The sequence below is a fragment of the Vibrio sp. 10N.222.52.B12 genome, assembly GCF_002875385.1.
Taxonomy (GTDB): Bacteria; Pseudomonadota; Gammaproteobacteria; order Enterobacterales; family Vibrionaceae; genus Vibrio; species Vibrio jasicida.
Genome location: NZ_MDAW01000147.1, coordinates 19,552 through 40,616, shown reverse-complemented (window position 1 = coordinate 40,616; position 21,065 = coordinate 19,552). Strand labels below are relative to the sequence as shown.

Annotated in this window: 23 protein-coding genes; 18 read left to right on the top strand and 5 right to left on the bottom strand. The window is 44.2% G+C overall.

Annotated elements, in window-relative coordinates; all coding sequences use genetic code 11:
- Positions 1–353 precede the first annotated feature (353 nt).
- Entirely contained in the window at positions 354–1,298 is a 945-nt protein-coding gene (rluC, locus tag BCT11_RS22005) for a 23S rRNA pseudouridine(955/2504/2580) synthase RluC (RefSeq protein WP_009707033.1), read from the top strand.
- A gap of 237 nt (positions 1,299–1,535) precedes the next feature.
- Here the strand turns inward: rluC and BCT11_RS22000 are convergent, their stop codons facing one another.
- Positions 1,536–2,117: a nucleoside triphosphate pyrophosphatase gene (locus BCT11_RS22000; protein ID WP_038869442.1), complete on the bottom strand. Its 582-nt coding sequence runs from the start codon at positions 2,115–2,117 to the stop codon at positions 1,536–1,538.
- A gap of 149 nt (positions 2,118–2,266) precedes the next feature.
- On the opposite strand from BCT11_RS22000, the gene yceD reads away from it, so the two are divergent.
- The 15 genes from yceD (at position 2,267) to BCT11_RS21925 (ending at position 15,432) form a co-directional block, all read left to right on the top strand.
- The gene (gene yceD / locus BCT11_RS21995; RefSeq protein ID WP_038869444.1) at positions 2,267–2,791 is read left to right on the top strand and encodes a 23S rRNA accumulation protein YceD; all 525 of its coding nucleotides are present in this window, start codon (positions 2,267–2,269) and stop codon (positions 2,789–2,791) included.
- 59 nt (positions 2,792–2,850) lie between these two features.
- Positions 2,851–3,021, top strand: coding sequence for a 50S ribosomal protein L32 (gene rpmF / locus BCT11_RS21990; protein ID WP_005396978.1), 171 nt, complete (start codon positions 2,851–2,853; stop codon positions 3,019–3,021).
- A gap of 10 nt (positions 3,022–3,031) precedes the next feature.
- Positions 3,032–4,057 carry a phosphate acyltransferase PlsX gene (plsX, locus tag BCT11_RS21985; RefSeq protein WP_038869447.1) on the top strand — a complete coding sequence of 342 codons (1,026 nt, stop codon included), beginning with the start codon at positions 3,032–3,034 and terminating at the stop codon, positions 4,055–4,057.
- Positions 4,058–4,062: 5 nt separating this feature from the next.
- Positions 4,063–5,013 carry a beta-ketoacyl-ACP synthase III gene (locus BCT11_RS21980; protein ID WP_102389299.1) on the top strand — a complete coding sequence of 317 codons (951 nt, stop codon included), beginning with the start codon at positions 4,063–4,065 and terminating at the stop codon, positions 5,011–5,013.
- 76 nt (positions 5,014–5,089) lie between these two features.
- Positions 5,090–6,013 (top strand): ACP S-malonyltransferase, encoded by a 924-nt coding sequence (gene fabD / locus BCT11_RS21975; RefSeq protein ID WP_038869450.1) that lies wholly within the window; start codon positions 5,090–5,092, stop codon positions 6,011–6,013.
- A gap of 34 nt (positions 6,014–6,047) precedes the next feature.
- Complete coding sequence (gene fabG, locus BCT11_RS21970; protein WP_010449297.1) at positions 6,048–6,782, top strand: 3-oxoacyl-ACP reductase FabG; 735 nt, start codon at positions 6,048–6,050, stop codon at positions 6,780–6,782.
- A 245-nt stretch (positions 6,783–7,027) separates the two neighbouring features.
- Positions 7,028–7,261 (top strand): acyl carrier protein, encoded by a 234-nt coding sequence (gene acpP, locus BCT11_RS21965; RefSeq protein WP_004406112.1) that lies wholly within the window; start codon positions 7,028–7,030, stop codon positions 7,259–7,261.
- 93 nt (positions 7,262–7,354) lie between these two features.
- Entirely contained in the window at positions 7,355–8,602 is a 1,248-nt protein-coding gene (gene fabF, locus BCT11_RS21960; protein ID WP_102389298.1) for a beta-ketoacyl-ACP synthase II, read from the top strand.
- 106 nt (positions 8,603–8,708) lie between these two features.
- Complete coding sequence (gene pabC / locus BCT11_RS21955; protein WP_042602465.1) at positions 8,709–9,524, top strand: aminodeoxychorismate lyase; 816 nt, start codon at positions 8,709–8,711, stop codon at positions 9,522–9,524.
- Positions 9,521–10,537, top strand: coding sequence for an endolytic transglycosylase MltG (gene mltG, locus BCT11_RS21950; RefSeq protein WP_042602466.1), 1,017 nt, complete (start codon positions 9,521–9,523; stop codon positions 10,535–10,537). Before pabC ends, mltG begins: the two co-directional genes overlap by 4 nt.
- Positions 10,534–11,166: a dTMP kinase gene (tmk, locus tag BCT11_RS21945; RefSeq protein WP_102389297.1), complete on the top strand. Its 633-nt coding sequence runs from the start codon at positions 10,534–10,536 to the stop codon at positions 11,164–11,166. Before mltG ends, tmk begins: the two co-directional genes overlap by 4 nt.
- A gap of 24 nt (positions 11,167–11,190) precedes the next feature.
- The gene (locus BCT11_RS21940) at positions 11,191–12,153 is read left to right on the top strand and encodes a DNA polymerase III subunit delta' (protein WP_063344673.1); all 963 of its coding nucleotides are present in this window, start codon (positions 11,191–11,193) and stop codon (positions 12,151–12,153) included.
- Positions 12,144–12,911, top strand: coding sequence for a TatD family hydrolase (locus BCT11_RS21935; RefSeq protein ID WP_039977044.1), 768 nt, complete (start codon positions 12,144–12,146; stop codon positions 12,909–12,911). The genes BCT11_RS21940 and BCT11_RS21935 overlap by 10 nt, the downstream gene beginning before the upstream one ends.
- Positions 12,912–13,356: 445 nt before the next feature.
- Entirely contained in the window at positions 13,357–14,787 is a 1,431-nt protein-coding gene (gene ptsG, locus BCT11_RS21930) for a PTS glucose transporter subunit IIBC (RefSeq protein WP_038869464.1), read from the top strand.
- Between the two features lie 243 nt (positions 14,788–15,030).
- Complete coding sequence (locus tag BCT11_RS21925) at positions 15,031–15,432, top strand: hypothetical protein (RefSeq protein WP_038869518.1); 402 nt, start codon at positions 15,031–15,033, stop codon at positions 15,430–15,432.
- A 58-nt stretch (positions 15,433–15,490) separates the two neighbouring features.
- On the opposite strand, the gene BCT11_RS27955 is transcribed toward BCT11_RS21925, so the two are convergent.
- The 3 genes from BCT11_RS27955 to BCT11_RS21915 all read right to left on the bottom strand — a co-directional run bounded on the left by BCT11_RS27955 (position 15,491) and on the right by BCT11_RS21915 (position 18,103).
- Complete coding sequence (locus BCT11_RS27955) at positions 15,491–15,586, bottom strand: MetS family NSS transporter small subunit (RefSeq protein ID WP_095760653.1); 96 nt, start codon at positions 15,584–15,586, stop codon at positions 15,491–15,493.
- Positions 15,586–17,046: a sodium-dependent transporter gene (locus BCT11_RS21920; protein ID WP_038869467.1), complete on the bottom strand. Its 1,461-nt coding sequence runs from the start codon at positions 17,044–17,046 to the stop codon at positions 15,586–15,588. The genes BCT11_RS27955 and BCT11_RS21920 overlap by 1 nt, the downstream gene beginning before the upstream one ends.
- Before the next feature lie 466 nt (positions 17,047–17,512).
- Positions 17,513–18,103, bottom strand: a complete 591-nt coding sequence (locus BCT11_RS21915) for an outer membrane beta-barrel protein (RefSeq protein WP_038881634.1) — start codon at positions 18,101–18,103, stop codon at positions 17,513–17,515.
- 127 nt (positions 18,104–18,230) lie between these two features.
- Here BCT11_RS21915 and BCT11_RS21910 point away from each other — a divergent pair, with 127 nt between their 5' ends.
- Positions 18,231–18,323 carry a YnhF family membrane protein gene (locus BCT11_RS21910; RefSeq protein WP_005444835.1) on the top strand — a complete coding sequence of 31 codons (93 nt, stop codon included), beginning with the start codon at positions 18,231–18,233 and terminating at the stop codon, positions 18,321–18,323.
- Between the two features lie 22 nt (positions 18,324–18,345).
- On the top strand, positions 18,346–19,491 hold the full coding sequence (locus tag BCT11_RS21905; protein ID WP_102389296.1) for a patatin-like phospholipase family protein: 1,146 nt from the start codon (positions 18,346–18,348) through the stop codon (positions 19,489–19,491).
- A gap of 69 nt (positions 19,492–19,560) precedes the next feature.
- Here the strand turns inward: BCT11_RS21905 and pyk are convergent, their stop codons facing one another.
- Entirely contained in the window at positions 19,561–21,003 is a 1,443-nt protein-coding gene (gene pyk / locus BCT11_RS21900) for a pyruvate kinase (RefSeq protein ID WP_102389295.1), read from the bottom strand.
- Positions 21,004–21,065 lie beyond the last annotated feature (62 nt).

The window sequence follows — 21,065 nt, the reverse complement described above, 5'->3', positions numbered from 1 at the left end:
AACAACCTACTCACATTGCTTGGGGTAAATGATTGGTAATGAACAAAATGTAACCAAACCTTCCTTAGCAGCTGTGAACTATAGCAGCGCAGGTTGATATCAGCAATCTGCTTTAGCGCAAACGATGGAAAAATTGGCGCTAAATTCAATTTTTGTAATTTATAACTGGCTGTTTCATAAGCACTTGAGTCTCGCAAACTGAGAAAGACGAGAAACAAATAGAGAAGTTGATAAAGACTTTTAATAATCTAAACAAAAGCTTGGCGTGTTTTGGGGCTATTTATGACTACAAGTATTTCTTTTGCAGCAAGAATAATGTGAAGTCACACAGATTTGGGTTTACAATAGCGGCCATGAGCGAAATAAGAACACAAGTCCAGTTCGTCGATATCGACGAAGATATGGCGGGTCAACGCATTGATAATTTCTTGCGTAACCAATTAAAAGACATCCCAAAGAGCATGATTTATCGAATTGTGCGCAAGGGCGAAGTACGCGTAAATAAAAAGCGCATTAAAGCAGAGTACAAACTAAAAGCAGGCGATCTTGTTCGTATTCCTCCAGTTACGGTAGAAAAGAAAGAAGACGACGTTGCACCAAGTACGAAGCTAAATAAAGTGGCAGAGTTAGAAGATAAGATCATTTTTGAAGACGATCATCTTTTGATTCTCAACAAGCCATCCGGTACGGCAGTACACGGGGGAAGTGGTTTGAAGTTTGGTGCGATTGAGGCACTCAGAGCACTGCGTCCACAAGCTCGCTTCCTTGAACTTGTTCATCGCATTGACCGTGATACATCCGGAATCTTACTTGTTGCGAAGAAGCGTTCAGCACTGCGTCACCTGCAAGCACAGTTCCGTGAGAAAACAGTGAAGAAGTTTTACTTCGCGCTTGTGATGGGCGAGTGGAAAAACAGCTGCAAAGTTGTTAATGCGCCACTTCTTAAAAACGAAGTGAACAGTATTGTTCGAGTGAATCCAAACGGTAAGCCGTCTGAGACGCGTTTTAAAGTGTTGGAGAAGTTCGAGCAAGCAACGTTGATTCAAGCCAGCCCAATTACGGGGCGTACTCACCAGATTCGTGTGCATACTCAATACACGGGCCACCCAATTGCATGGGATGACCGCTATGGGGATCGTCGTTTTGATGCGTACACTGGTCAGGTTGGTTTGAACCGTTTGTTCCTACACGCAGCTAACATCAAGTTCCAGCACCCATCGAATGATGAGTGGATGGAAATCAACGCGCCGATGGAAGCGAAATTAGAGAAAGTCTTAGCGGGTTTGCGTAAAAAGTAGAGGTAAGAGTATCTACTCCTTCTGGACTGCAAAAAACTATGTAAAAGCCGATGTTAATACATCGGCTTTTTTGATCGTTGAGTTGGAGTACAAGGGCGTTCGGAATGCAGCGCTCTAATATTCGGAAGCGCTCCGTTGGAGGGCATGTGAAAGAAGCTAAGTTCTAACTGGAGTTGACAGAATTGGTATGTAGAAAGACAAAATAGAGCTGATTCCTGATTCCTGATTCCTGATTCCCTACAAAATATCTAGCCCTTGTTTTTGCAGCATGTCGATCAAATCAATAAGCGGCAGCCCGACTAACGTATTCGGATCTTTGCCGACTAACTTCTTAAACAGACAAATCCCCATGCCTTCACTCTTAAAACTGCCTGCGCAGTAAAATGGTTCTTCTCTATCGACGTAACGTTCGATTTGTTCTTGGGTTAACGCTCTAAAATGCACTTCAAACGTATCGAAGCCGACCTCAGTATGGTTCGTATTAGTGTTGTGTACGGCAAGGCCAGTATAGAAAGTGATAGTTTTACCGCTTTGAGCTAATAATTGCTTAATGGCGTTTTCTCGGTTCAACGGCTTGCCAACTATATTACCGTCAATAACACAGACTTGGTCACTGCCTATCACTAAGCTGTTATCGGTTGTGTCACAAGAGGTGGCTTTACTAATTGCGAGCCTTTGCACCAATTCTAAAGGTGTCTCGTTCGGCAAAGGTGTCTCGTCGCTGTTCGGTGACAAGCAAGTAAAAGGCACTGCTAGTTTTTCCAGCAGTTGTTTACGAAAAGGGGAGGTTGAGGCTAAAACCAGTTGGTAATTTTTCATTTTGAATTACAATTCGCACAAGCATTTCCAATAGGATAATCGATCAAAATCGATTCTGGCTAATGCTCTGTATGTTAAGCGTAAAAAAGTACAACTTTTTTGCCTTTTTCTTTGACTAATTTTGATTTGGAAGATAATATTCGCGCCCTATGCAAAAGGTAAAAATACCGCGAACGGTTGATCCGGCGAAGTCCGCACAGAAACGATTAGATTACGATGGCATCATCCAAGCTAGTCTTTTCAAGCGCTTAGCGGAAACAACTGAAGGCGTAAAACGCGACGCAGAAGTCTCATTGTCATTTGATCTTGATGAACAGCGACTTGTTGTTATCTCTGGTAAAGCTAACATCGAAGTCGATTTAGAGTGTCAGCGTTGTAATGAGGTATTCACACATCAGTGTGAAGTTGAATTCCTTTACACTCCTTACTACGGTGAGAAGACGGAAGAGGAAGCACCAGAAATTTATGATTTGGTAGATCTAAATGAGTACGGTGAATTAGACCTTATACAACTAGTTGAAGACGAGTTCATCTTAACATTGCCTCAAATCGCAATGCACGACGAAGCGGATTGTAGCGTTGATTCAAATAACATGGTTTTTGGTGAGATTCCTGAAGAAATTGAGGAAGAAAAACCGAATCCATTCGACGTTTTGAAAAATCTGAAAAAGTAACTGGTGTGGTAGCCGCTTCTTCTTTAGGTTTTTAACCCAATAGTATAGGAGTAGGGTCAATGGCCGTACAGAAAAACCGTAAAACTCGTTCTAAGCGCGGTATGCGTCGTTCACACGATGCGCTAACTACAGCTGCACTATCTGTAGACGCGACTTCTGGTGAAACTCACCTACGCCACAACGTAACTGCTGAAGGTTACTACCGTGGTCAAAAGGTTATCAACAAGTAAGGTTGAACCTTTGCAAAGTATTACCGTTGCACTTGATGCAATGGGCGGGGATTTCGGTCCACGCGTAACAGTGCCTGCCGCCGTGCAGGCACTGTCTCATTTCCCAGAGCTAAAAGTGATTCTTATAGGTGATCAACCTCTGATCACGTCTCAATTATCCCAACTAGGCACCTCGACCAGTTCTCGTTTGAGCATTCTTCATAGCGAGAAAGTGATTTCAAATTCAGAAAAGCCTTCATTAGCATTACGTAACAGCCAAAACAGCTCTATGCGTATGGCTATCGATCTCGTTTCTGAAAACGGAGCAGATGCATGTGTGAGTGGTGGGAACACCGGTGCCCTTATGGCGCTCTCACGATTTATTCTTAAACTGCTTCCTGGTATTGAGCGTCCTGCTTTAGTTTCCGCATTACCAACCATCAGTGGCAAACGTACTTGGATGTTAGATCTTGGTGCAAATGTGTCGTGCGATGCTGACAGTTTATTTCAGTTTGCTGTAATGGGCAGTGCATTAGCCGAAGAGCATCTTGGCCACCCACCTCGAGTGGCGGTACTGAATATTGGTGCTGAAGAAATTAAAGGAAACGATTTAGTCAAACGCTGTGCAGAAATGCTTTCTCAAACCGACGCAATTAATTTTGTGGGTTATATTGAAGGTAATCAAATTTTGCATGACGTGGCCGATGTCATTGTTTGTGATGGCTTTGTCGGTAACGTATGCTTAAAAGCCAGCGAGGGAACAGCGCAACTCTTTATCGAAAAACTAAAAACCAGCATGATGGCATCAACGATAAAGGGATGGATTGCTAGAAAACTGTTTTCTCGGCTATTTAATGAACTAAAAACACTGAACCCCGACCAGTATAACGGCGCAAGTTTGCTAGGATTGCGCGGCATCGTCATAAAAAGCCATGGAAGTGCGGATGTATCTGCGATTGTCAATGCACTTGGCGAGGCAGTACACGAGGTCAAACGACAAGTACCAAGCCGTATTAGCGATCGTTTGGAAGCGGTTTTACTCGAGAGGCATTATTAGTCTTCATGTATAGCAAAATTTTAGGTACTGGCAGCTACCTGCCATCTCAGGTGCGTACTAACGCAGACCTAGAGAAAATGGTAGATACAAGTGACGAGTGGATCGTAGCTCGTACTGGTATTAAAGAGCGTCGAATTGCAGCTGAAGATGAAACAGTTGCAGATATGGCATTCTACGCAGCTGAAAACGCTATCGATATGGCCGGCATCGACAAAAACGATATCGACCTGATTATCGTTGCTACTACTAGCAGTAGCCATACTTTCCCTTCATCTGCGTGTCAGGTGCAAGGAAAGCTTGGCATTAAAGGTTGTCCTGCATTCGACTTAGCCGCTGCTTGTTCAGGCTTTGTATACGCATTGTCTGTTGCTGATCAACACATCAAATCTGGCATGTGCAGAAATGTGCTTGTGATTGGTGCAGACGCATTGTCGAAAACATGTGATCCAACGGATCGCTCAACTATCATCTTATTTGGTGATGCTGCGGGTGCCGTTGTCCTTGGTGCAAGCGAAGAGCCTGGTATTATCTCTACGCACGTATATTCAGACGGCCAGTTTGGCGATCTATTGAGCCTGCCTGTTCCTGAACGTGGTAAAGATGCGAACAAGTGGCTGCATATGGCTGGAAACGAAGTGTTCAAAGTAGCCGTTACTCAGCTTTCAAGGCTAGTAAAAGATACGCTTGAAGCGAACGACATGCATAAGTCTGAACTAGACTGGCTGGTTCCGCATCAAGCGAACTACCGCATCATTTCAGCGACAGCGAAGAAGCTTTCGATGTCACTAGACCAAGTCGTGATTACACTTGATAAACACGGCAACACATCAGCAGCAACCGTGCCAACAGCACTGGATGAAGCGGTACGTGATGGTCGTATTAAACGTGGTCAAACTCTGCTTCTTGAAGCGTTTGGCGGCGGATTCACTTGGGGCTCAGCTCTGGTGAAGTTCTAATTTTCACAAGAATTCAAAATTTAAGATGCGCTGCGGTGCATCTTATTTCTTTTTACTTTGCTTAAAGGAAAACAACATGAGCAAGTTTGCTATCGTATTTCCAGGTCAAGGTTCACAAGCTGTAGGTATGCTTGCTGACCTAGGCGAACAATATGACGTAGTGAAACAAACATTTGCAGAAGCATCTGACGCACTAGGTTACGACCTATGGGCGCTTGTTCAAAATGGACCTGCAGAAGATCTAAACCAAACTTTCCGTACTCAGCCTGCATTACTAGCTTCATCTGTGGCTATCTGGCGTGTATGGCAAGATCTTGGCCTAGAGCAACCAGCAAACCTAGCGGGTCACAGCCTAGGTGAGTATTCAGCGCTTGTGTGTGCTGGTGTGATTGACTTTAAAGAAGCAATCAAACTGGTTGAGCTACGTGGTCAACTGATGCAAGAAGCGGTACCTGCGGGTACTGGTGCAATGTACGCGATCATCGGTTTAGATGACGAAGCCATTGCAAAAGCTTGTGAAGAAGCAGCACAAGGTGACGTCGTTTCTCCAGTAAACTTCAACTCGCCTGGTCAAGTTGTTATTGCAGGTAGCAAAGACGCAGTAGAGCGCGCCGGCGCACTATGTAAAGAAGCAGGTGCTAAACGTGCTCTTCCTCTTCCAGTTTCTGTGCCTTCACACTGTGCACTAATGAAACCAGCAGCAGAGAAACTAGCCGTTGCGCTAGAGTCTATTGAATTCAATGCGCCACAGCTTCCAGTAATCAACAACGTTGATGTGGCAGCAGAAACAGATCCTGCAAAAATCAAAGATGCACTTGTTCGCCAGTTACACAGCCCAGTTCGCTGGACTGAGAGCGTGCAGCTAATGAGTGAGCAAGGCGTAGAAAATCTTCTTGAGCTTGGTCCTGGTAAAGTACTTACAGGTCTAACAAAACGTATCGTGAAAACACTAAGCGCAGCAGCTGTTAACGACGTCGCGTCGCTAGAAGCCGCTAAGTAATTTACTCACGATAAGAAAAGGGAAACACAACATGATGAATCTAGAAGGTAAGATCGCTCTAGTGACAGGCGCAAGCCGTGGCATTGGTCGTGCGATTGCTGAGCTTCTTGTTGAACGCGGTGCAACAGTAATTGGTACTGCGACTTCTGAAGGTGGCGCAGCAGCGATCAGCGAATACCTGGGTGAAAACGGTAAAGGCCTAGCACTTAACGTGACTGACGTTGAATCTATCGAAGCAACACTAAAAACCATTAATGATGAGTTCGGTGTAATCGATATTCTAGTTAACAACGCTGGTATCACTCGCGATAACCTACTAATGCGTATGAAAGATGACGAGTGGAACGACATCATTAATACGAACCTAACGCCAATTTACCGCATGTCTAAGGCGGTTCTACGTGGCATGATGAAAAAACGCGCTGGTCGCATCATCAACGTAGGTTCTGTTGTTGGTACTATGGGTAACGCTGGTCAAACGAACTACGCAGCAGCGAAAGCAGGCGTAATTGGTTTCACTAAATCAATGGCTCGTGAAGTCGCTTCTCGTGGTGTAACGGTTAATACAGTCGCTCCTGGTTTCATCGAAACTGACATGACTAAGGCGCTAAATGATGACCAACGTGCAGCAACGTTATCGAACGTGCCTGCAGGTCGTCTAGGTGACCCACGTGAAATTGCATCAGCAGTAGTATTCCTAGCTTCACCTGAGGCAGCTTACATTACTGGTGAAACTTTGCATGTAAATGGCGGCATGTACATGGTTTAATGCACAGTTCGTGCAAAATAAGCTATTTTACTTTATGAAAAATAGCCTATAGTTGCTGTTAACTGTCATTAAGTTGTGATGGTCGTGCACAAGATTTGTGCATGATTTAAGTCAAAAATGTATTGAAATTCGGTTAAATTCGCTAATTTTGTGGTTTGACCAGCAAGGACCCCCTTGCAACTTTCCATAGTTCGAATAAACTACGGAATCATCGCATTAGGCGAAATCTGTAAAGGAAAAGAAAAATGAGCAACATCGAAGAACGCGTAAAGAAAATCATTGTTGAACAGCTAGGTGTAGACGAAGCAGAAGTTAAGAATGAAGCTTCTTTCGTTGACGATCTAGGTGCTGACTCTCTAGACACAGTAGAGCTAGTTATGGCTCTAGAAGAGGAATTCGACACTGAGATTCCTGACGAAGAAGCTGAGAAAATCACTACTGTTCAAGCTGCAATCGACTACGTAAACAGCGCTCAGTAATTATCTCTCCCAGGCGGTCTCCTAGACCGCCTGTGTTCTTTCTAACTTCTTCTATCCTCTCATAGAAACATTCAATTCCCGGAGAATTATATCGTGTCCAAGCGTCGTGTAGTTGTCACAGGCATGGGTATGTTGTCACCGGTAGGCAACACAGTAGAATCATCTTGGAAAGCCCTGCTAGAAGGTCAAAGCGGAATCGTGAACATCGATCATTTCGATGCAACGAACTTCTCAACTCGTTTTGCAGGTCTTGTTAAAGATTTTGATTGCACAGAGTACATGTCTAAAAAAGATGCTCGTAAAATGGATCTATTTATCCAGTACGGCATCGCAGCAGGTATCCAAGCGTTGGATGACTCTGGCTTAGAAATTACCGAAGAAAACGCAGCTCGAGTTGGTGTCGCAATCGGCTCTGGTATTGGCGGTCTAGACCTAATCGAAAAAGGTCACTCAGCACTTGTTGAGAAAGGCCCGCGTAAAGTTAGCCCATTTTTTGTTCCTTCGACCATCGTAAACATGGTTGCAGGTAACCTATCTATCATGCGTGGTCTTCGTGGTCCAAATATCGCGATCTCTACTGCATGTACTACAGGCCTTCACAACATCGGCCACGCAGCTCGTATGATTGCATACGGTGATGCAGAAGCGATGGTAGCTGGTGGTGCTGAAAAAGCATCTACTCCACTAGGTATGGCCGGTTTTGGTGCAGCAAAAGCGCTTTCTACTCGCAATGACGAACCACAAAAAGCGTCTCGTCCTTGGGATAAAGGCCGTGATGGTTTCGTTCTTGGTGACGGTGCCGGTATTATGGTTCTTGAAGAGTATGAACACGCGAAAGCACGCGGCGCTAAGATTTACGCAGAGCTTGTTGGCTTTGGCATGTCTGGTGACGCTTACCACATGACTTCTCCAAGTGAAGATGGTTCAGGTGGCGCTCTAGCGATGGAAGCAGCAATGCGTGACGCAAACATCACAGGTACTCAAGTTGGTTACGTGAATGCTCACGGTACATCAACGCCTGCGGGTGACGTTGCTGAAATCAAGGGTGTGAAACGTGCTCTTGGTGAAGAAGGCTCTAAGCAAGTACTTGTCTCTTCGACTAAATCGATGACTGGTCACCTACTAGGTGCTGCAGGTTCGGTTGAAGCTATTATTACGGTTCTATCGCTGGTTGACCAAATTGTTCCACCAACGATCAACCTTGATGATCCAGAAGAAGGCTTAGATATCGACCTTGTGCCGCACACAGCGCGTAAAGTTGATATGGAATACGCTATCTGCAATTCGTTCGGCTTCGGCGGAACAAACGGTTCGCTTGTATTCAAAAAATTTGCTGAGTAAAAATCTCTAACACTGTTTAGAGACACGAAACTTGTATTCTAACGGCTCGATGCTTAGCATTGAGCCGTTTTGTTTTATTTGGCGCTCACAAAGCAAGGGTATTTGAATGTTCTGGGTAAATGGACTTCCACAAACGCACGTTTCAGTTAGCGATCGTTCTTTTCAGTATGGCGATGGTTGCTTCACCACTATTTTGACTAAAAAAGGTGAACTGGTTTATTGGCCAGAACATATCGAGCGGCTGGAGGCGTGCCTAAAAACATTACAAATACCTTCTCCAAATTGGTGCACTGTCCATGAATGGGCTACCCAAGCTATTTTGAAAGATGAATTGGCAGGTATCAAAATTCACATCAGCCGTGGTGAAGGTGGGCGAGGGTACAGTCCAAGTGGCATTGAGGGACCTACGGTCAGTGTCTCTAACTTTGCGTTTCCTTCTCGTTATCCTTTTTGGCAAGAAAATGGTGTTCACTTAGGGGTCTGTGAAACCCGCCTTGGTATTCAACCGCTTCTGGCCGGACATAAGCATAATAACCGAATAGAACAAGTTCTCGCCAAAGCAGAAATAGAGGGCTCTGAATTTACCGATGCTGTGACGTTAAATGTGCAAAATCATGTCATTGAAACTACAATGGCAAACCTTTTTTGGGTTAAAGATAATAGTGTGTTTACACCGGATTTGAGTTTATCTGGTGTCGCTGGCGTCCAGCGCCGTAAAGTTCTGGAATATTTAGATGTTATTGGTATTAAAGTGGCAGTGAGTACTTATTCGCTTGCCGAGCTGCTTGAGGCCGATGAGATCTGGATGTGTAACTCTCTATTAGGTGTTGCTCCTGTTAGGAGTATTACGTCGCAAAACAATAAGACTCTATTTCCAATTGGAAAATTGACACAACGACTTCAAGGGAATCTAAATACGTGATTAAAAAACTGTTTGCTTTTGTTGTACTGATTGCCGTTATTGGTGCAGCTGGTGTTTTTTACGTTGTTTCACAGACTAAGCAATATGTTAACTCGCCAATTCTTATAGAGCAGCCTCAGCTGTTTACCGTAGAAAATGGCACCAGCTTTCACCGAGTGATGCGTGATCTTGTAAAAGACGACATCATAGAAGCTTCTGATTACATTCGTTTAATGCCCCACCTTTACCCAGAGCTTCTTCAGGTGCGAGCAGGCACTTACCAACTTGAGCCTAATGTGTCGTTGTACGAAACTCTCGAACAACTTAATACTGGCAAAGAGCATCAATTTGCGATTACGTTTGTTGAGGGGAGCCGTTTTTCTGAGTGGGTCGAACAACTGAGTGCTGCGCCATATGTTAAGCATGATATGACAGATTTATCTGAAAAACAGATGGCGGAAAAATTGGGTATTAAACGAGATAAGCTAGAAGGTTTGTTTTTAGCAGAGACGTATCACTACACTGCGGGCGCAAGTGAAAGTCAAATTCTGAAGCGTGCTCATGATAAGTTGAATGCCATTTTGGATGCTCACTGGGGGCAACGCCAAGAAAAACTGCCAATCAAAGATAAATATGAAGCATTGATCTTAGCGTCTATCATCGAGAAAGAGACGGCGATTGATTCTGAGCGTGAACGTGTAGCTTCTGTGTTTGTAAACCGTTTGAATAAACGTATGCGCCTACAAACAGACCCGACGGTTATCTATGGTATGGGCGATGCGTATGATGGCAACATCCGGAAGAAAGACTTACGAACACCAACGCCATACAACACTTACACGATTAATGGCTTGCCGCCAACACCAATTGCCATGGCTGGTGAAGCATCGATTGAAGCGGCTTTAAACCCAGAAAACAGCAACTATCTATATTTCGTAGCAAGTGGAAAGGGCGGACATGTATTTTCGAAATCCCTTGCTGAGCACAATCGTGCTGTACGTGCCTATTTAAGAGAACTAAGAAAGAACAAATGATGAAAGCAAACTTTATTGTCGTTGAGGGCCTAGAAGGCGCGGGTAAAAGCACTGCCATTAAAACAGTTTTAGATACGCTAAAGATGGCGGGTATCGAAAACATTGTTAATACTCGTGAACCTGGCGGCACACCGCTAGCAGAAAAAATGCGTGCGCTTGTAAAAGAAGAGCATGAGGGTGAAGACCTAAAAGACATGACCGAACTGCTTTTGCTTTACGCAGCGCGTGTTCAGCTAGTCGAAAACGTCATCAAGCCAGCTCTAGCAAACGAACAGTGGGTGGTGGGCGATCGTCATGATTTGTCTTCTCAGGCTTACCAAGGTGGTGGTCGTCAAATCGATGCATCTCTTATGAAGAACCTACGTGATACCACGTTAGGTGAGTTCAAGCCTGCATTCACACTGTACATGGATATCGATCCACGTGTCGGTCTTGAGCGTGCTCGTGGTCGTGGCGAACTTGATCGTATTGAAAAGATGGACATCAGCTTCTTTGAGCGTACTCGTGAGCGTTATTTAGAGCTGGCGAATGCAGACGACTCTATTGTTATTATCAACGCACAACAGGCGATTGAAGAAGTGTCACGAGACATCAAAGCCGCTCTTAATGAGTGGTTAGAGCAACAATAAGTGATATCTGGATTGAGGTGATTCATGTTGAATGATTTTCCATGGTTACAGCCAGTTTGGGATAACCTAAAAACGAGCCTAGATTCCGAACGGGTTCCCGGCGCTTTGATGCTGCAAAGTGAGAAAGGTTTGGCCGTGGATAAGCTCGTGGAAGTTTTCAGTCATGCTTTGTTGTGCCAAAACTACGCCAGCGAAGCTTGTGGTTTTTGCCATAGCTGTCAGTTGGTGAAGTCTCAAAGCCATCCCGATTTACACTGGATAAGGCCAGAGAAAGAAGGCAAAGCGATTACGGTTGATCAGATTCGCGCCTGTAATCGTCTTGCTCATGAGTCTTCTCAATTGAATGGCTATCGTGTGTTTATTATCGAGCCTGCGGATGCAATGAATGAGTCTGCATCTAATGCTTTGTTAAAAACACTCGAAGAACCAGGACACAAATGCTTGTTCTTACTTGTCACGCACAATCAAGAGCGATTACTGCCAACGATTCAAAGTCGTTGTCAGCACTGGGTGGTGGCATCCCCTTCGACTGAACAGGCAATGAACTGGATTAAAGAGCAAGGCGAGTCAAATGTGCCTGCTTATGCGCTAAAGTTGAATATGGGCTCTCCAATAAAAACCCTAGAAGCTGTGAAAAGTGGTGAGTTAGATGAATATCAAACGTTTGAACGCTGTTTTATCGACACGCTATCTTCGCCGATATCGGATGTTTTTCAGTGCGCGACTATGATTGCGAAGAACCCTGATAAAGCGTTGGGTTGGGCATGGTATTTATTAACAGATGCGCAGAAGGCTCAGTTTGGCGTTGTCGAGGTGGATCAACTGCCTGGCGCGACGAAGTTCCCAACAAATAATTATGATGGGTTGTACCTATCAACGAAAAAGCTCCTTGAGCTTAAAGCACAGGTGCAGAATTTTCCGGGTTTGAACCTTGAACTACTATCAATGAACTGGTTAATTGAATCACGAGAGGCATTATGTTCGTAGATTCGCATTGTCATTTAGACAAGTTGAATTACGACGATCTTCATATCAATGTTGAAGACGTTATTAACAAAGCAAAACAAGCTAACGTAACCGAACTTCTATCGGTCGGTGTGACGTTGGACTCTTTCCCTAAGATGTTAGAGCTGATCACGCCTTACGATAATGTATACGCGTCTTGTGGTGTGCACCCACTTGATGTGGAAAGTGCATTTTCACTAGAGACGCTGCATCGTCATGCTTCTCACGAGAAAGTCGTGGCGATTGGTGAAACGGGGTTAGATTATCATTACAAACCAGAGACAGCGGGACTGCAAAAAGAGCGTTTTGAGCAGCAAGTTGAATTAGCGGTAGAACTAAATAAACCACTCATCATTCATACTCGTAACGCTCGTGAAGATACATTAGAAATTCTACGTAAAGGTGGAGCGGATAAATGTGGTGGTGTGATTCATTGTTTTACGGAAGATCTGCCATTTGCAGAAGCTGCGTTGGATTTGGGGTTCTACATCTCAATTTCGGGTATTGTGACTTTCCGTCAAGCGACAGAATTGAAGGAAGTAGTGAAAGCATTACCGCTAGAAAAGCTACTTATTGAGACGGACTCACCGTATTTAGCTCCCGTGCCACATCGTGGAAAAGAGAACCAACCCGCTTACGTAGTCGAAGTTGCAGCCTATATCGCACAGCTAAAAGAATGCTCGCTAGCAGAGGTAGGGCAAAAAACCACCGAAAACTTCCGAAATCTTTTTTTGCGATGAAAAATCAATAAGCGTAGTAAAAAAGGGGCAATAGCCCCTTTTTTGTTTAGAAATACGCCAAAAAGATCATTTAGTTTAATGTTTACTAAATTTGTTGATTTAACCGCATTCAAATCCCTCAAATGTAATTTTGTTACTAAAAATAACATCAGTCTTTATTTTATTTACGCCTTAAAATTAATTCTGTTGATAATAAAGTCTTTATAAAACAGTAATATAAGTTTAATGCAAACCTTTTCATTAGCGCTTTTTCGGTGTGATCTGAGACTTGTTTTGAAACTAAATTTCGTAACTGTGTGGAAAGTTTGAGGGCCATCAATATATATTTAGAGCCGGAAAATATAATGCAACGTGTGGTTACATTTTCATTGGGTGCTAACATTGAGGCTACGGGGGTGTGCCGTTAGTGCCCAAATAATACTTATAATTTATCAGGAGCATAAACATGTTTAAGAACCTTTTTGCAAACCTGCAAAAAGTTGGTAAAGCTCTGATGCTACCAGTATCAGTTTTGCCAGTCGCAGGTATTCTACTAGGTGTTGGTGCTGCCCACCTTAGCTTCATTCCAGAGATCGTTTCGAATCTTATGGAACAAGCTGGTGGTTCAGTATTCGGCCAAATGGCACTTCTATTTGCTGTTGGTGTAGCACTTGGCTTCACAAACAACGACGGTGTAGCAGGTCTTGCTGCTATTGTTGGTTACGGCATTATGACAGCAACGCTTGGCGTTATGGCTGGCATCATGGGCGTTGAGAAAATCGATACAGGCGTACTAGGTGGTATCCTTGTCGGTGGTGTTGCTGCTTGGGCATTCAACCGTTTCTTCAAAATTCAACTTCCAGAGTACCTTGGTTTCTTCGCTGGTAAGCGTGCAGTGCCAATCATCACTGGTTTTGCTGCGATTTTCCTTGCGGTAGTACTTTCTTTCGTATGGCCACCAATCGGCGGTGCAATCTCTGCATTCTCTGACTGGGCTGCACATCAGAACCCACAACTAGCATTCGGTATTTACGGTGTTGTTGAACGTTCTCTAATCCCATTCGGTCTACACCACGTATGGAACGTACCATTCTTCTTCGAAGCTGGTACTTGTGTGAACGCTGCGGGCGAAACTCAAAACGGCGTACTAACTTGTTACCTAGTTGCTGATGAAGCATCTCGTGCTGCTGGTAATGGCTTCGGTCAGCTAGCGGGTGGTTACATGTTCAAGATGTTTGGTCTACCAGCTGCAGCAATCGCAATTGCTCACTGTGCTAAACCAGAAAACCGCGCGAAAGTAATGGGTATCATGGCATCTGCTGCGTTGACTTCATTCCTAACAGGTATTACTGAGCCAATCGAATTCTCATTCCTATTCGTTGCTCCACTACTATACGGTATCCACGCTCTACTAGCTGGTTCTGCATACGTTGTTGCTAATACTCTAGGTTTCGTACACGGTACATCATTCTCACACGGTCTGATCGACTTCCTAGTTCTATCTGGCCACGCTCAGAAGATGGGTCTGATGGTTGCTGTTGGTCTAGTTTACGCGGTCATTTACTACGTAGTATTCCGCACAGTAATCACTGCTCTTGACCTAAAAACTCCTGGTCGTGAAGATGAAACAGAAACTGCTGCGGTTGCGACTGGTTCAGACATGGCTGGTGAGCTTGTTGCTGCATTCGGCGGTAAAGCTAACATCACAGGTCTAGACGCATGTATCACTCGTCTACGTGTAGCAGTTGCTGATACAGCAGCCGTTGACCAAGACAAGCTAAAACAACTTGGCGCTGCTGGTGTTGTAGTTGTTGCAGGTGGTGTACAGGCTATCTTCGGTACTAAGTCTGACAACCTGAAAACAGAAATGGATGAGTGGATTCGTAACCACGGCTAATCTCAGTCATTCATAAAAAAGGAGGCTTCGGCCTCCTTTTTTGATCTGTAAATTTTGGTCTACCTTTTTCTTTTCTATTGTTACTGTTTTCTCTCTTAGTCACTTCCTTAGTTACAGTGCGTGATCTTCTTCTCAGCCTTACCTTTGTAGCTTTATTCGTACGTCATCCTTACTCGTTACTGACAAAATAAAATGGTGTTATGTTTGAATTATGCACGCTGTTTTTTAGAGGGGGAGATGTTGATGAAAAAACTAATTTTGTTGGCAGCAGCTGCATTGCCAAGCGCCGTAATGGCTGCAGATGGACCAAAGAATTTTTCTGTGGGTATGGCTGTTGATCAGCAGTTGAGTGTCGTGATTGAAATTGAAGATAAGTATCGCGGCATCATTGGTAATGATGGGATGGCGTTTGACTACATTGCGAAGCGCGGGACGTTCGATCAAAGCATGCCACTGACCTGGTACGTCGGTATTGGTGGTTGGTATGAGTGGGATGACGAATTTGGTGTCCGTGTTCCATTGGGTTTGAACTGGGACTTATCTAAAGGTTGGGACCTCTACGCTCAAATTCACCCAGAACTTGAGCTTTATAAAGGACCTGACCTACAAATCGGTGGGGCACTTGGTATCAAGTATAATTTCTAACAGACACAAAAATGCCGGCTTTGTCGCCGGCACTTTATTTTTTAACTTCTAATTATGATTATTGCTTGTTCATTGCACGTTTGATGCAAATTGCGGCTCCGCCCCAAGTAATACCCAGACCGATAATCATCATGATGATTGCACTTGTCGTCATTACGCTTTCTCCTTGCTCATTACGTTAATTAATACACCAAACACGAACAGCGCAGCAATCATTGCCCAACCTAGGGTTAGGTCGTAGCCACCGTAGCCTTCTGTTAGAAGCGCGTACAGTTTTGTTGCCAAGATAATCGCTAGCATGATAGGCGTCACGAAACGTAGACAGATTTCAAACCATTGACCGATAGAGAAGTCAGAGCGTTCATTAACGTAATTGCGAACTTCTGGCACTTGTTTCAATAACCAAGCCATCAGAACGATTTCTACAAGGCCGCCAACCATAATACCAACGTTGTTTGCGAAGTGGTCGACAAGGTCAAGTAGAAGCAGTCCGCCGTTGGTCGCGAATGCCATCGAGACAACAAATCCCGCACCAATTACGACGTTAGCGGCTTTTTTACGACTCCATTTTAGCTTGTCGATAACCGCTGAAGTGACTGCCTCCATGATCGAAATGTGCGAGCTTAAACCAGCAACAACCAAAGCAAAGAAGAACAGCGGGCCAAGAATGTATGGTGCTGGTAATAAGTTAATTGCCGCAGGTAATGTCACAAATGCCAATCCAACACCTGCAGATACAACTTCAGTGAGTGGTTTGCCTTGCTCTTGCGCCATATAACCCAACACCGAGAAAATCATGATACCCGATAGAATTGAGAAGCCACAGTTGATCAATACCGTCATAAAGGCGTTATTGGTGATGTCCGATTTCTCTGGTAGGTAGCTTGAGTACGCCAGCATGATCGCAAAGCCAATGCTCAACGTGAAGAAGATTTGACCATAAGCCGCAGCCCATACCTTCACATCCCAAATTTTGCTGAAATCAGGCTCGAACATGTAGTTCACACCATCTAGCGCACCAGGTAGGAAAATCATGCGGCCAATCAAGAAGATCACCATAACAAACAAAATAGGCATCATGATCTTAGAAGCGCGTTCAATACCCGATTTAACACCGCTCACAATGGCTGTGTAGGTAATCGCCCAAGCAATCAACATAGATACTGCGATCTTCCATTGAATACTGCCTAAATCCGTTGGTGAATTATCACCAAGCTTTAGGTATTCACTAAAGAAGAATGCATTCGTATCTGAGCCCCAACTTTGAGTAAACGACATACCAAAATAAGAAATTGCCCAACCAATAACGGCAACGTAATAGACTGCGATAACTGCAGCAACACCCACCTGAAACCAACCTAACCACTCAAACTTAGAGTGGATCTTCGCGAGTGTTTTTGGCGCAGAACCACGGTACTTTTGACCCATACTGAACTCTAGGATCATGAATGGAATACCTGCTGTGATCATGGCGAAAAGGTAAGGAATAAAAAAGGCACCGCCACCATTCTCATAAGCCATATAAGGGAAACGCCAGATGTTACCCAAACCGATGGCTGAACCGACTGCGGCTAAAATGAATCCCGCACGGGATCCCCATTGTTCTCGCTTCATATTTGACTCCTGTACAACTCCCTAAGGAATGAAGCTCTTTCAGGCATTATGAAAAAAACCAGTAGAAGAAAGGGCAACTGTTATCCATCAGTTTTTGTCCTTAATTCCGAATTGTTACAAAATTCTGGTGTTTTACTTTGCAATGCCTGCAAAGAATTAGAATTAAATGCTTAGTATTTTGATTTGTGTTTGTAAAAGCTGAAATATTCTTCTGCTTTCTGTAGTTAGACTAACTTTTTACATTATTTAGCGCAATAGATTCTAAATGTTAATGGCAGGATTTTATGTGGTTTAAATATTGTTAAATGGTGTTTTTGTAGGGCATACGATCGGTAACTAGTGGTTATTTTTGAAATAAATATCTAATTTATCAATGTGATCTTGGTCTAATAAACTGTTTTTGTTTTATAGGGTGTCTGTCTGTATTGATGACACCCTATAGAAGATATTACGTTAAAACGACGTGTTAGAAGCGGAAGGTAAAACCAATATTTGACTGGAATTGGTTCATCCAATCGGTTTCAAACTTGATAATACAAGATGAACCGTCAGTCGGTAGGACGCAGGCTCCTGATGTGTCGTTATCGACAACAGTGCCCAACCAACGGATCTGAGCTGTCATCGCAAAGGTTTTCGAGAATTCGTATTCAAGACCGGCGAAAGCACTGCCAGAAAACCCGTATTTGTCATTAACCCAATCAACATCGGCATAAGAGGCTCCTAATCCCAAGCCAACATAGGTTTGCCATCCTTGAGAAAGAGGGTAGTAAATACTGCTTTGAAATTGGAGATAGTGAATATCTGCGGAGTTATTGATGTCTTGTAGTTCTGAGGATTGGTTTGAATAGAAAAAACCAATACGACCCATCTCGAAAGGTGTTTCTACGGATATCGCATAATTGATGGAAGGGTCTAAATCGTAGGTGCGGCTGTTTTCATCCTCTACTTTTCCGCCCCCTGTAAAGCCGACGTAGGGAGTAACGATAACGTTTGCTTGAGCAGCCATAGAACTGCTCAATAAGATACTCCCAACTAGCCAGCCAATTTTATAGTTCATTTGCTATCTCCTTATTATGACTAAGCTAATTGTGATGCCTTAGTCAAAATCGTGCGACTAAATTAGGCAATTCTTGAACATAATTCACACTGGTGTTATTAATTTGTTACAACTAAAGGAGGTGTCTATGGAACACGATCTAAAATCCGCCCTACTCATTGTCGTCACGGTGTTCGCAGTTTTACTGTCTTTTGGCATTATTGCGATTACTACGGCTTAACTAACATACTGGCATCACGCCTATGATACGTAACAGCGGTATAATCACCGACAGCCATGCAGAGCTTGATGTAGATGTTTACGAGCGCTTTAGAAATGGCAAAACTGCCCTTGTCGCACAAGGTGGAGGGCAGAGAGGGATTTTTACCGCTGGTGTATTGGATGCATTTCTTCTTTCCAATTTCGACCCGTTTGATGAGTTCTATGGAACTTCAGCCGGCGCGCTTAACCTCTGTGCTTATCTCTGCCGACAACACGGAATGGGGAAAGCTTTCATTACTGACCTCACGACATCTGACGAATTCTTCAATCTCTTCCGCTACATCCGTAAAAAGCAGTATTTGGGGCTAGAATGGGCCTTAGAGCGGATTCAGGATTACCCTTACAAACTTGACTTAGATATGGGTAAAAGTGTGTTAGGAGCCCGTAACGCCTTCGCAGCGGTTACTAACGCCGACACTCTCTCAGATCAATACCTGCCGATTTTGAGCCCAAATTGGGTTAATACCATGGTAGCGACGTGCGCCATACCAAAATTGTACCAAAGCCCCGTGAGTATTAATGGTCAGCAGTTTGTGGATGGAGGTGTATCTGCGTCTATCCCAGTGCAAGAAGCATGGCGACAAAATGCACGTAATATTATTGTGATTCGTACCGAGCCTTTTTCTGAATCAGAAGCTAAAGCGCAAAGTGAGATTGGTGATGGTGGCGTTGAGTGGTATCGAGAATCTATTAATTCAGTACAAGAATCTTGGCAACAAAAAGTTACTCAATGGAAAGATGATTGGAGTGACTTCCTTCAACAAAAAATCAATGCCGCTCATGACTCTAAGTTAACTGGCCACAAACTGCTGAATGGCGGACGTTGGTTGTTTGGGGCGGACAATTTGTATCGTTTGAGTCATTTGATCGGGGAGAACTTCGACTCTGGGCTGGCAGATATGTTGATGATTCACTATCAAACGTTCGAACTGACACAAGCTTTCTTGTCTGCACCACCGGATGATACCTTTATCCTCCAGTTGGCTCCTAAAGAAGAGCTCCAGTCCTCTTCTCTACTTAGTGACCCAGAAGCGCTAGAGCATGACTACCAACTCGGACTACAAGCGGGTTTTAACCTAATTCAGCTCTATGATAAGTTAAACGTAGATGGCCGAGAGACCGCTTAGGTTTGAATCCGTAATTAGATAAAAGAAAAGGCTCCAGTTGGAGCCTTTGTCATGTATTCGAGTCAAATGCTACGCAGATAGGATTCGCATACAGTTCGTTGAACCAACCACATCCATGACATCACCTTGAGTGAAGATCACGAGATCCCCTTCATCGAGCAATCCTTGTTCTTTAAGCGTTACAATTGCCGCGTGAGCGGTCGTCAATCCAGCGCCCCCCTTAGAATCAAAGAACACTGGTGTTACACCACGGTATAGTGCTGCACGGTTCAATGTGGACTCGTTACGAGAGAGTGCGAAAATCGGTAGACCAGAACTCAAACGTGACATCATCAATGCTGTGCGGCCTGATTCTGTTAATGAAATCATCGCTTTTACGCCTTCCATATGATTGGCAGCATACATAGTCGACATTGCAATGGTCTCTTCTGCGGTCGCAAACGTGCGATCCAATCGGTAAGTCGAGAGGCTTGCTTCTGACATTTTTTCTGCACCCATACAGACTTCTGCCATGGATTTAACGGTTTCTACTGGGTATAAACCCGCAGCTGTTTCACCTGAAAGCATAACGGCGTCTGTACCATCAAGCACGGCGTTGGCAACGTCCATTACTTCTGCACGAGTTGGCATCGGTGCGGCCATCATAGATTCCATCATTTGGGTTGCAGTGATAACAATGCGGTTTAAGCTACGCGCACGGCGGATCAGCTTTTTCTGTACGCCGATAAGCTCTGGATCGCCAATTTCTACCCCTAAGTCACCACGAGCCACCATCACCACATCGGAAGCGAGGATGATGTCATCAATTGATTCATTGTTCGCTACCGTCTCTGCTCGCTCGACTTTAGCGACAAGCTTCGCTTCTAAGCCAGCGTCACGCGCTAAACGACGTGCGTAGTTCATGTCTTCCCCGTTGCGAGGGAATGAGATGGCTAAGTAATCCACTTTGATTTCTGCTGCGGTTAGGATGTCTGCCTTATCTTTTTCTGTTAGAGCATCCGCAGAAAGACCGCCACCTTTTTTGTTGATGCCTTTGTTGTTGGACAATGGACCACCAACAGTGACTCGGGTGTGAACTTTATTTCCTTCAACGCTGGTAACTTGGAGCTGTACTCGGCCATCATCAAGTAACAGGATATCGTTAGTTGAGACGTCCTGTGGAAGTTCTTTGTAATCTAAGCCAACCGATTCTTGGTTGCCTTCGCCTTTAGGTAAGTCACTATCTAAAGTGAACTTGTCTCCGACACTGAGGATGATTTTATCATCTTGGAAAGTTGAGACTCGTATTTTAGGGCCTTGTAAATCGCCGAGAATAGCAACTTGTCGACCCAGTTTAGCCGCAATCGCACGGACTTTATTGGCTCGTTGAATATGGTCTTCGCTCGTACCGTGGGAAAAGTTCATACGTACGACGTTTGCGCCCGCTTTGATGATTTCTTCAAGGACATTGTCTTTGTCGGTTGAAGGGCCTAGCGTTGTGACGATTTTTGTTCTTCTCAATATAGAAGTCATAGATTCTCCGAAGAATGCAGGTGTAGGACGAGATAACTGGAATTCTATTCTCGCTAAGTATA